General features: G+C 69.2%; 11 protein-coding genes and 1 pseudogene. 4 read left to right on the forward strand and 8 right to left on the reverse strand.

Annotated elements, in window-relative coordinates; translation table 11 throughout:
• The 3 genes from JWP28_RS08320 to JWP28_RS08330 form a co-directional block, all read right to left on the reverse strand.
• Positions 1 to 2,449, reverse strand: a 2,449-nt coding sequence (locus tag JWP28_RS08320; protein ID WP_299541961.1) for an ABC transporter permease, incomplete at its 3' end; no start/stop codon positions are given.
• A 12-nt stretch (positions 2,450 to 2,461) separates the two neighbouring features.
• Positions 2,462 to 3,142, reverse strand: coding sequence for an ABC transporter ATP-binding protein (locus JWP28_RS08325; protein WP_299541963.1), 681 nt, complete (start codon positions 3,140 to 3,142; stop codon positions 2,462 to 2,464).
• Between the two features lie 11 nt (positions 3,143 to 3,153).
• A complete protein-coding gene (locus tag JWP28_RS08330) occupies positions 3,154 to 4,413 on the reverse strand; it encodes an efflux RND transporter periplasmic adaptor subunit (RefSeq protein WP_299541965.1) in 1,260 nt (419 codons plus the stop codon).
• 207 nt (positions 4,414 to 4,620) lie between these two features.
• Here JWP28_RS08330 and JWP28_RS08335 point away from each other — a divergent pair, with 207 nt between their 5' ends.
• Both JWP28_RS08335 and JWP28_RS08340 read left to right on the forward strand, forming a co-directional pair.
• A complete protein-coding gene (locus tag JWP28_RS08335; RefSeq protein WP_299541967.1) occupies positions 4,621 to 5,157 on the forward strand; it encodes a response regulator in 537 nt (178 codons plus the stop codon).
• A complete protein-coding gene (locus JWP28_RS08340; protein ID WP_299541969.1) occupies positions 5,147 to 6,472 on the forward strand; it encodes an ATP-binding protein in 1,326 nt (441 codons plus the stop codon). Before JWP28_RS08335 ends, JWP28_RS08340 begins: the two co-directional genes overlap by 11 nt.
• A gap of 119 nt (positions 6,473 to 6,591) precedes the next feature.
• On the opposite strand, the gene JWP28_RS08345 is transcribed toward JWP28_RS08340, so the two are convergent.
• The 5 genes and pseudogenes from JWP28_RS08345 to JWP28_RS08365 form a co-directional block, all read right to left on the reverse strand.
• A complete protein-coding gene (locus JWP28_RS08345) occupies positions 6,592 to 7,143 on the reverse strand; it encodes a PEPxxWA-CTERM sorting domain-containing protein (protein WP_299541971.1) in 552 nt (183 codons plus the stop codon).
• 116 nt (positions 7,144 to 7,259) lie between these two features.
• A pseudogene (locus JWP28_RS08350) lies at positions 7,260 to 7,670 on the reverse strand (SRPBCC domain-containing protein); the annotation flags it as partial.
• A gap of 69 nt (positions 7,671 to 7,739) precedes the next feature.
• Positions 7,740 to 8,261, reverse strand: a complete 522-nt coding sequence (locus JWP28_RS08355; protein ID WP_299541973.1) for an acyloxyacyl hydrolase — start codon at positions 8,259 to 8,261, stop codon at positions 7,740 to 7,742.
• Positions 8,262 to 8,329: 68 nt separating this feature from the next.
• Entirely contained in the window at positions 8,330 to 8,653 is a 324-nt protein-coding gene (locus JWP28_RS08360; RefSeq protein ID WP_299541975.1) for a hypothetical protein, read from the reverse strand.
• 246 nt (positions 8,654 to 8,899) lie between these two features.
• Entirely contained in the window at positions 8,900 to 9,313 is a 414-nt protein-coding gene (locus JWP28_RS08365) for a helix-turn-helix domain-containing protein (RefSeq protein WP_299541977.1), read from the reverse strand.
• 89 nt (positions 9,314 to 9,402) lie between these two features.
• On the opposite strand from JWP28_RS08365, the gene JWP28_RS08370 reads away from it, so the two are divergent.
• Both JWP28_RS08370 and JWP28_RS08375 read left to right on the forward strand, forming a co-directional pair.
• On the forward strand, positions 9,403 to 9,996 hold the full coding sequence (locus JWP28_RS08370; protein ID WP_299541979.1) for an NAD(P)H-dependent oxidoreductase: 594 nt from the start codon (positions 9,403 to 9,405) through the stop codon (positions 9,994 to 9,996).
• A gap of 60 nt (positions 9,997 to 10,056) precedes the next feature.
• Positions 10,057 to 10,923, forward strand: a complete 867-nt coding sequence (locus tag JWP28_RS08375) for a pirin family protein (protein ID WP_299541981.1) — start codon at positions 10,057 to 10,059, stop codon at positions 10,921 to 10,923.
• The last annotated feature ends 214 nt before the right edge of the window (positions 10,924 to 11,137 follow it).

An 11,137-nucleotide genomic window follows, 5' to 3' on the forward strand; every position in this document is an offset into this window, starting at 1 on the left:
GCGCCCCCACCGGCCGGGCGCGGGAGACCCGCAGGGCGTGGACGAAGACCGTGCCCCAGGCGATCAGCACCGCGGCCCCGGCGGCGGTCAGGAAGGTCCAGGGAGCCTGGTCCACGCGATAGGCGAAGCCCTTCAGCCACCAGTCCATGGCCAACCAGGCGACCGGCAGAGCCAGCACATTGGCCCATAGCACCGGCTGGGTGAATTGCCAGAGCAACAGGCGCAGGATGTCCGCGGAACTTGCGCCCATGGCCTTGCGGACGCCGATCTCCTTGGTCCGGCGCTCGGTGGTGTAGGCGGAGAGCGCGAAGAGGCCCAGACAGGCGATCGACAGCGCGATGAGGCTGGCGATGGCGACCGTCGCCCCCTGGATGATGGAGTCCACGTAGAGGCGCAGCGCGAGCTGGTCGACGAAATAACGCATCGTCGGCCGGCCTTCGCCCAGCCGTTTCCACAACCTGTCGATGGCGACGAGGGTTTCAGGCAGGCGGCGCCCGTCGAGCTTGATCGCCATGCCTATCGAGTCTGGCGGAAGAATGCGGCCAATCGCGTACATCGACGGCGGGATCGGCTCACGCATCGAGCCCAAGGTGAAGTCCGGCACGACGCCGATGATCTCGGACGGCTTGGCCACCTCGGGGACCGATGTCGGCGCCTTCATCGAGATGTCCCAGTTGCCGTGCCACACGATGGTCTTGCCGATGGCCGCCTGCGGCGAGGCGAAGCCCAGCCGCCGGACAGCCGTCGCGTTGATGACCACCGGCGGATAGTTTGCCGGCATGCCTTGCGCTCCGTCGGCCGGCCGCGCGCGGTCGAACACCCGGCCGGCGATCGGCCTGAGGCCGAACACGCTGAAGAAATCGAAATCCACCGCGCTCCTGGCCATCGTCAACTTGTGAGGACCGACGGCCACCGCGTCGTTGCTGTGGCTCAGGGCGAGGACGTTCGCGCCGGCGCAGGCGGCGAAGCGTACGCCTGGGAGCTTTCGCACCTCGTCGCGCATCGGTTCGACGCAGGGTTGGGAAAGCAACAACAGCACCTGATCCTTGTTGAGCCGCATGCCTTCGTTAAGCGCGTAGAGCGTCTGGCGCGCGACGGTGGTAGCCATCAGCACCAGGGCGATGAGCACGGCGAATTGGGCGACGACGAGGGCCGTCCGGACCCTGCCGCCACCGACGGAGACCGCGCCACCCTTCAGCACCGCGGCGGGCCGGAAGCTCGACAGGATGACGGCCGGGTAGACGCCCGCCAGCACGGCGGTGGTCAGCAACGCGCCCAGCACTGCGAGGGCCAGGCCCGGATCGTGCAGGTAGTCGAAGGTCATCTTCCGTTGCAGGAAGGCGTTGAATGCCGGCATCAGAAGCTCGGCGAGTGACACCGCGAGCAGGCCGGCGGCGATCACATACAGGAAGGCCTCGCCCATGAACTGCCAGAACAGGTCCCGGCGGCTGGCGCCGGCCGCCTTGCGGACGCCGACCTCGATCGCACGACGCGCCGCGCGGGCGGTCATCAGGGTGACGAAGTTGATCGCCGCCACGATGACGATCAGCGCCCCCACCAGGCCGATCCCCGCCAGCACGGCCGGATTCACCGGCGACTTGAAGTTGTACAGATCCTGGCCGACCGGGGTCAGGTGAACGCGGGTGAGCGGTAGGAAGTGCAACGTCCTCTGGATGGGACCCAGGTCGGCTTGGCTGTAGAGCGGGAACCGTTCCGCCAGGAAGCGCTGGACCCTGGGTTCCATCGTCGCCGGTGATGCGCCCGGCCGCAGCTGCAGGTAGGTGAACAGGGTGGTGTCCAGCGGACCGTTGATCGGCTCGAACTGCGAAATGGGGCTTTGCGGCGAAAGGCTCGATGCGAAGATATCGCCGGCGATGTTCGTGTTCGAGGGCAGGTCCTTGAGCACCGCGGTGACCCTGAACGGCTGACGGTTGATCAGCAGGGTTTTGCCGACAGGCGCATCACGGCCGAAATACTTGCGGGCCACGGCGCGGGTGATCACCACGCTGTCGGGCGCCTCGAGCGCCGTCGCAGTGTCACCGGCCAGCGCCGGCAGGGGCATCACCCGGAAGAAGTCGCGATCCGCCCAGTAGAGGTTCTGCTCCGCCGTGACGATATCGCCGCGGCGCACGGTGGGCGGGAAATAGGCTCCCGACAGGCGTGCGGCGAGTTCAATCTCCGGGAAATCCGCCTTGATCAGCTTGGCCAGCTTGATCTGGGAGAGCTTGGTGTCGATCGGCTTGGCGGTCGGCAGGTTGATCGTCTCAGTGACGAGGTAGACGCGCTCGTGGCCGGGCACGAAGCGGTCAAAGGTCAGCTCGTCTCGAACGTAGAGCCCGATCAGCATCGCCGCAGCGAAGCCCACCGCAAGGCCCGCGATGGTGATGCCGGCGTAGAGGCGGTTGCGCGCCAGGTTGCGCAGCGCGGCGGCGAGGTAGTTGCGGAACATCGGATCGCCTCCTCAGGCCGCCAGCAGGGTTTCGGAGACCACGCGGCCGTCCAGCAGCTTGACGGTGCGCTGGGCGACGGCGGCGTGGGCGAGCGAGTGGGTGACCATGATCACCGTGACGCCCGCCGCGGCGGCGTCCGTGAGCATCGCCATCACCGCCTCGCCGTTGTGGGTGTCGAGGTTGCCGGTGGGTTCGTCGGCGAGGATCAGGCTGGGGTCGGAGACCAGGGCGCGGGCCACAGCCACGCGCTGCTGCTGGCCGCCGGAGAGCTGCTGCGGGCGGTGGCGGGCGCGGTGGGCGATGCCGACCCGCTCCAGGGCCTCGGCGACCCGGCGGCGGCGCTCGCCGGCGGGGACCCGGCGGTAGAGCAGCGCCACCTCGACGTTCTCGGCCACCGTCAGGTCGTCGATCAGGTTGAAGCTCTGGAAGACGAAGCCGATGCGGTCGCGGCGCAGCGCCGTGAGCTCGCGCTCGGAGCGGCGCGCCACCTGTTCGCCGAAAAACTCGAACTCGCCGCCGGTGGGGCTGTCGAGCAGGCCCAGCACGTTGAGCAAGGTGGACTTGCCGCAGCCGGAGGGGCCCATGACCGCCACGAACTCGCCGGCCCGCACCTCTATGGAGATCTCGTTGAGCGCCAGGGTCTCCACCTCGGCGGTGCGATAGACCTTGCTGACCTTGTCGAGCCTGAGCATTGCGCCCTCCCTTATTTCGCCAAAACGACGCGATCGACTTTTTCGAAGCCTGTGTAGTCGGAGGTGATCACCCGCTCGCCGGGCTTGAGGCCCCAGAGCACTTCCACCTGTTCCGCGCTGCGCCGGCCGATCTTCACGCGGCGCCGGTCCGCGTGGCTCCCGCCGGCGTCGGCCACCATCACCCAGTCGCCGCCGGTCCGCTCCAGGAAGGCGGCGGCGGGCAAAATGAGGGCCGGCCGATCGCCACCCAGCGTCAGCCGGCCCTCCAGTGCTTGGCCGGGGAGAAGGCCGCGCGGCATGGCGCCTTCGAAGGTGAGGTCCACCTGGAAGGTCGCATTCTTCACCTGCGGGTCGACGCGGGTCACCCGCACCGGGACCTGGCGGTCCTCGATGGTCACGTCGCCGGTCTGCCCGGCGCGGACCCGGTCGAGGTAGTATTCGTCGATCTGGGCCTGCAGCTTGAAGCCGGTGTCAGCGACGATCTGGCCCAGCCGTTGGCCGCGGTTCCTGATCTCGCCTAGCTTGATGTCCATGTCGGTGAGCCGGCCGGCCACCGGGGCGCGGACCACCAGGCTGTCGAGCTTGCCGCGGGTGACCTTCAGGCTCTCCTGCAGGGTCGCCAGCTCGCCCTGGATCTGCGGGATCTGGCGGCGGCGCAGCGCGTCCTGCTGGGCGTTGGAGGCGGTCTGCAGCGGCAGGAGCTTGCGGTTGTGGTCGAGCTCGTCGTGGACCTGCTCGTAGAGGTCCTTGGTGACGTAGCCCTTGGCCACCAAGGCGTCACGCCGCTCGGCGGTGCGCTGCAGACGGGTGATGTCGTAGGCGATCTGGGCGGCGGCCTTCTCGTTGGCCACACGAGCGTCCTCGAGCTGCTTCTCGTAGGTCTGCAGCTGGGTGATCGATTCGACGAGGCGGCCTTCGCGGTCGAGCACCTCGAGCTCAAGCTCGGTGTTGCGGAAGCGCAGCAGCGGCTGGCCAACCGCGACGACGTCGCCCGCCTGGGCCATCACCTGCTGCACCTGGCCGCCCTCCAGCGCGTCGAGGTAGATGACGTCCTTGGGCTGGGCGGTGGCGCGCAACATCACGAAGTCGTGGAAGACACCAGGTCGGACCGTGGAAAGGATGACGTTCTGGGTCGGCACGCGGACGCTCGACTTGGCGTCGCCCAGCACAGCGGCGGCGAGGGCCGCGGTGGACAGCACGGCGGCCAGCGCGCCGGCTGCGATCAGCGTGCGCCGCCGCCGCCACATCGGCCGTTCGATCGATCTGTCCATCACAGCGCTCATGACGAACAGTGTCGCCCGGAGTGCGCGGAGAACGAAGTTCAGCCGACTCAAAGGCTTAGCAAGCCGGGTGGGTCGCCGGCCGAATCCAGCTGTCCGGAAACGGACATCAGCGACCCGCCCGCTCCGCCCTTTCGCGGGTAAGCCTCTGACGCAACTGGCTTTGGCGGAATCCGGACGAGGCCGTAGATTCGACACGTGGGACCCAGCTACCTCATCGTCGACGACGACCCCGATGTCCTGAAGGCCGCCGCCGCCGTGCTGGCGCCGGGCGCGGCGCGGGTGGACTGCGCGGTCTCCCCCGAGGGCCTGGCGGAACGGGCGCAGGCCTACGACGCCGTGCTGCTCGACATGAATTTCGCCGCCGGCGAGCGAGACGGGGCGTCCGGGCTCGACGCCCTGGCGCGACTGCACGCGGCCGACACAGCGCTGTCGGTGGTGCTGATGACCACCTATGGCGGCGTGGCGCTGGCCGTGCAGGCGTTGAAGCGCGGCGCCGCCGACTTCGTGCTGAAGCCCTGGCGCAATGAGGCGCTGGCCGGCGCGATGCGGGACGCCGCCGCCCTGACGGCGGAGCGTCGGGCGTCAGGCGCGGCCCTAAACCTCGACGAGCTGGAGCGCCGCGCCATCGTCCGCGCGCTCTCGCTCTACAAGGGCAACGTCAGCCATGCGGCAGCGGCGCTCGGCCTGACCCGGCCGGCGCTCTATCGGAGGATGGAGCGGCATGGCCTCTAGGGTGTTCGGGGGCGCCGCGGGGTTCGCCCTGGCCGCAGGCTTGCGCGCGATCTCCATCAGCGGCCTGGCCTTCGGAATCCTGATGGCCGGGGAACGGCGGCTCTATGCAACGGCCGTGGTGCTCGGCGGCGTGCTCGTCCTGGTGATGTTCGACCTGATGCGGAGCATCCGGGCTGCGGATCGGACGCTCGCCCAGTTCGTCGAGGGGGTCACCGCCGAGGGCTACGAACGCCCAACGACGCCCGTCGGCCTGCGGGCCCTGGGCGGGGCGATCCAGGCGGCGCTCGACCGGCTGGCCGCGACGCGGGCGGAGCGGCAGCAGCGCACGGACTTCCTGGAAGCCCTCGCCGACACCGTCAGCGCCGCCTTGCTGGTGGTGGACGACAGGGGCGCAGTGGTGGCCGTCAACCGGGCGGCGCGGACCGGGCTCGGGGCGGGCGCGGGACCGATGGCGGCGATCCCGGCGTTGAGCGCCGAGACGGTGCAACGGCTACTCGATCTGCCGGTGGGCGCGCGCGACATCGTGCGGCTGGCCGACCAGCGCGCGATGCTGGCGCAGGTCTCCGGCTTCACCACCGCCGACGGCGCGCGGCGGCTGATCGCCCTGCAGAGCGTCGCGGGCGACCTGGATGCGGTGGAGGTGAAGGCCTGGCAGGACCTCGTGCGGGTGCTGGCCCACGAGATGATGAACTCTCTGACGCCGATCTGCTCGCTGTCCGAAGGCATCGCCGGGCGGCTGCGCGCCGCCCCCGGGGCCGCGACCGAGGCCGAGGTGATCGAGGCCGCCGAGGTGATCGCTCGGCGCGGCCACGGTCTGCTGCATTTCGTGGAGCGCTACCGGCAACTGACCGACGCGCCGGCCGCGGTGAAGGTGCGCACCTCGGCGACCGACCTGGTGCGCGGGCTCGACCGGCTGGCGGCGGCGATGATCGGCGAGGACCAGGTCGCCTATTCAAGCGCGGTGCAGCCGGCGTGGCTCGTGGTCGACGCGGACCCCGACCTCATCGAGCAGGCCGCGATCAACCTGCTGAAGAACGCCGTCGACGCCGTGCGCGGCCGGCCGGACGCCGAGGTGCGGCTGACTTGCACGCTCGAGGGGGACCAGGTGGCGCTGAGCGTCGCCGACAATGGTCCGGGCCTGCCGACCGACGATCCCGAGGGCGTGTTCGTGCCGTTCTACACCACCAAGGCCGGGGGCTCGGGGATCGGGCTGACGCTCGCCCGGCAGATCGCGCTCGGGCATGGCGGGCGGCTGGACTATCGCGCGGCCACCCCGCACGGGGCGGTCTTCCGGCTGGTCTTGCCCCAGGCCTGAAAGGTCCGGCCTAGACCCTGATCGGTTCAGATCGACACGATCTGAACCGATCAGGGTCTGTACTTTGAATTTGGAGCACGATTCAGCGGTCAGGCGATTCCGCCTGACCCCATCGTGCTCTAGGCGGCGGCGTCCTGGACGCGGCGGGCGCGGCGCAGGGTCGCCCCCAGACCGAAGAAGCCGCAGATCATCATCGCCCAGGAAGCCGGTTCCGGAACGCCGCGCACGGGGCTGATGGAATACAGCACGGCGTCGGAGCTCGCGTTGTAGTTCAGGGTGATGGTGTCGAGGCCGGCGCCCGCGTCCAGCTTGTAGAAGGCCGTTGCGTTGCCTGGGCCCCCCACGCCTCCGCCGAAATGGATGCCGATGTAGCTGATCCCGGTGAGCAGGGTGCTGAAGTTGAGTGTGTGGGACCCGCCGACGCTGACCTTCTCGTCGCCGCTGAAGTTGCCGTCCCAGGTCAGGCCGAGCGTGGCCAGAGCATTGGTCTGGGCGGTGATGTCGCCGCCGTTGTTGCTCAGCAGGTTGCCGGAGATGAAGCCCACGCAGGACAGCGCGATCGGCACGATGTCCGTGGTCGCGCAGGAGGCGACCGGCGCCGGCGTCGCTCGCGCAGCCGCGGCGACCATGCAGGCCGCCGCGGCGACCGAAACCAGAATCTTGTTGTTCATCTGCGCCCCTACCGAAATCCAACCCCTAGTTAACCGTAGATGAAATGGCATCGGAAGCGCATGCAACCTGCAGGGGAAAGCGCCGACCGCGGGCTGCGCGCGGAGCCTCCTCCTTGTCACTCGAAGCGCCGGGCCAACTGGTCCAGCGACAACCGGGCGCCGGCGTCGTTGTCCTGCGGCCGCAGGCCCGGCGGCAGGTTCTCGAACAGCAGGGTCACCTCGGTTCCGCCGGGCGCCGCCTCGAACGTCACCGTCTGCGTCATCTCGCCCAGCAGGGCCGGATCGGCGGTGACGAAGCTGACCGCCTCGACGATGCGGCGCGGCGGCGCCAGCTCCACGAACCGCACCTTGACCCGGTCCTCCCGCTCGGCGGTCTTGCCGCGGAACACCTGCTCGTCCGGCGGATAGAACAGCGACATCTCGTACCCGCCGCCCACCCTGGCGTCGAAGGCGTGGATCTTGCCGGTCATCTGGGCCGGGGGCAGCCACTCGACGAGGGCGGCGGGGTCCATGAAGGCCTCGTAGAGCGCCTCGGCGGAGCCTTGATGACCCGCGACGTGCGGGTCCTGGCGGCGCCTGCGTTCTCTCCGGTCATCCTAGAAAGCGTAGTTGAGCCGCAGGCCCACGTCATCCAGGCCCGGGTTCTGGTGGCCCGCCAACTGTGCGTGGCTCATGTGAACCATCGAGCCCTCGAGCGAAACGCGCGGGTTGATCTGCCATCCCACTGCGAGTTCCAGCTCCGCCAGCACGCGCGAGCCCAGGTTGAGTTCGTTTCCGACCTGGAACTCGCCGACCTTGCCGTCGTGCACCCCGATCCCGATCCCCGGCCGCAGGTAGAAGCGGTCCCCGAAGCGCCAGGACAGCCCGGCCGCCGCGTAGTCGAGGCCGCCCGCGGTGTTGCCGGCGCCGAAGCCGTAGAGGCTCGGACTGCCGATGACCCCCAGGCTTGGCAGCGGGGAGGTGCGGTAGCCCGCCGAGATCTCGGCGCCCCGCTCGTAGCCGCCTATGGCGAAGACGTGCACGTCGTGGGCGTAGGCGCCGACGAAGGCCTCGCCCGCCGCGGCCGCGCCGGCGCAGAGCGTCAGGCAGGCGGACAGCCATGGGACAGTTGGGCGCATGTTGATTTCCTCCAGAGCCGCAACGCGCCGCGGACCGTCAAGCTCCACCACCGCGCGTTCGGCCCTGCTCAGTGCCCGAACATCCGTGGGAACGAGGCCTTGAAGATGTCGCGCAGCCCGCTCGACGCCGACGACATGGCCTGCAGCATGGCCAGCGTCCGGCCCGCGGCCCCGTCGAACTCGAAGGAGACCTTTTCGAACGAACAGTCCCGGATCGTCGGCGGGACGCCGCCGGTGTAGACGAGCACCGCGCCCTGGAACTTGCAGCGCTCGAACGTCGCGTTGTCGAGGATGACCCTGCCGCCCAGCGCCTCGTCCTGGAATGCGCGGGTGCGCCGATCGGCCGTAGACCGGATCAGCGGCGAACGGGCATGCGGTTCGATGCGGGCCACGCGATACTTCCCAAAGTCCCGCGGCTCCTAACGCTGGGGCTTGATTTTCGATCCGGCTCCGCTTGCGCGGGCAACGCGGCTGCGTCTAGTGCCCCGATTCCGAAGTTCGCAAGCGCTTGCGGCTGACTTTGACGAACTTCGGAATCGATAAGGACACTAGCAAGTATATGTTTCTAGTGTGCTTCTTGGATTTGAAGTTCGCTCGGCGCGTGGCCCGTGAAGACGGCGAACTTCAAATCCAGCACACTAGCCGCGCACCGCCCGCCGCTCCGGCGCGGCGACCGCCACGGGAGCCGCCCCCGCGCCCTCGTCGAACCGCTCGCGGGCGGCGAGCACGCGCGCGCGGTTCTGGAGCGCGAACTCGCCCAGCGCCCTGACCGGGACCGCCAGCTCGCGCCCGAGCTCGGTCAGCCGGTACTCGACCTTCGGCGGAATGGTCGGGTGGATCGTGCGGGTGACGAAGCCGTCGCGCTCCAGCCCGCGCAGCGAGCTGGTCAGCATCTTTTGCGAGATCCCGTACAGGGTCCGGCGCAGCTCGCTGAACCGCCGGGTCCCGCCGTGCAGCTCCATCACCAGCATGACCGACCACTTGTCGCCGATGCGGGAGAGGATCTCGGCGGCCGGCTGGCAGTCGGTTCCGTGCAGGTGACTGGGTTTCATGAAAGTGCCTCCTTCACGGCGCCTACTCAGTCACTAAATTAGCCCAAGTCGCCTTTGTAGACCACCTGGACCTTCTTGGGGATTTTATCATGAGCAAGCCGCGCATCGGCATCGTCATATCCACCACCCGCGAGGGCCGCTTCGGGGACAAGGCGGCGGAGTGGATTCACGGCATCGCCGCCGCGCGGGGCGACCTCCACACCGAGATCGTCGACCTTCGCGACTATCCCATGCCGTTCTTCGACGAGCTCGCGTCGCCGTTCTACGGGCCGCCGAAGGACGAGGCCGCCCGTCGCTGGGGGCGCAAGGTCGCCGAACTCGACGGCTTCATCTTCGTCACCGCCGAGTACAACCACGGCCCGCCCGCGGTGATGAAGAACGCGCTCGACTACGCCTACAAGGAATTCAACCGCAAGCCCGTCGCCTTTGTCGGCTACGGCGGGGTCGGCGGCGCGCGCGCCGTGGAGCACCTTCGGCTGGTCTGCGTCGAGCTGCAGATGGCGCCCACCAAGGCGGCCGTGCACATCGGCGGCGCCGACTTAATCGGCATGCTGATGCAGGGCAAGACCTTCGCGGACATGGCTCACCTGGAGCCCACCGCCGTCGCCATGCTCGACGACCTCGCCTGGTGGACCCACGCCCTCAAGGCCGCTCGCGAGGAGACCGCAGCAAAGGCGGCGTGACGGCCGCACGCAACCTCAGTCCCCATCGCCGCCACCGGCGGCCGCCAGAGGAGCTTCAACATGACCCAGACCACCGCAGCGCCTTCCCCCGTCCTGATCCAGGAACGCCCCCGCGAGATCGTCTATCGCTCGCGCGGGCGCCGCCACGGGCCGATCACCCGGCTGATGAGCCCGGGCGACCTTGGCCAGGTGCTCAAGCCCTTCGTCTTCCTTGACCTGTTCGACACCGCGGCGGCGTCGTTCTCGGGCTTCGGCCTGCATCCCCATTCGGGCATCGCGACCGTGACCTACCTCTTCGAGGGCGAGGTCCGGTACGAGGACACCACCGGCGCCACCGGCGTGTTGCCGCAGGGCGGCGTCGAATGGTTCAAGGCCGGCGGCGGCGCGTGGCACGGCGGCGGCGCCGGCGAGGCCGCCCGCACCCGCGGGTTCCAACTCTGGATCGCGCTTCCCCCGGAACATGAACTCGGACCGGTGGAAAGCATCTACCAGGCGCCCGCGGATATCGCGCGGGACGGCCCGGCCCGCGTCCTCCTCGGCGTCTATGGCGCGGCGGCCAGTCCGCTCAAGGCGCCGTCGCCGATCAACTATCTGGCGGTGCGCCTGAAGGCCGGCGAAACCTGGCGCTACCAGCCGCCCGCCGGCCATACCGTCGCCTGGCTGGCGGTGGCGAGGGGCGGGCTGACGACGGCCCCTGAGCGCGTGGAAGCGGGGGAACTGGTGGCCTTCGAGCCGTCGAACGCCGCGATCGACGTGCGCGCGGATGAGGACACCGAGTTCGTCCTCGGCTCCGCCGCGGGCCACCCGCACGACCTCGTGCTCGGCTACTATTCGGTGCACAGCAGCCCGGCCACGCTGGAGGCCGGCGAACGCCGGATCGACGAGATCGGCGCCCAGCTGCAGAAGGAAGGCCGCTTGCCGGCCTAGGATCAAGCTTTTGATATAAATATACTCGTCATGGCCCGGCTTGTCCGGGCCACCCATAAACACGGGAAAGCGCGATTGGTCTCTGCGGCGCCGCTGCGTGAATGGAAAGGGCCGCCCCTTTCGGGACGGCCCCTGATCCCCAACGAAATTGAGGCTACTGCGGCGGCGTCAGGGTCGGCGCCGGGGCGGCCGAGGTGGCCGGCGGCGCCGTCTC

This window comes from Phenylobacterium sp. (genome assembly GCF_028290885.1).
Lineage (GTDB): Bacteria > Pseudomonadota > Alphaproteobacteria > Caulobacterales > Caulobacteraceae > Phenylobacterium.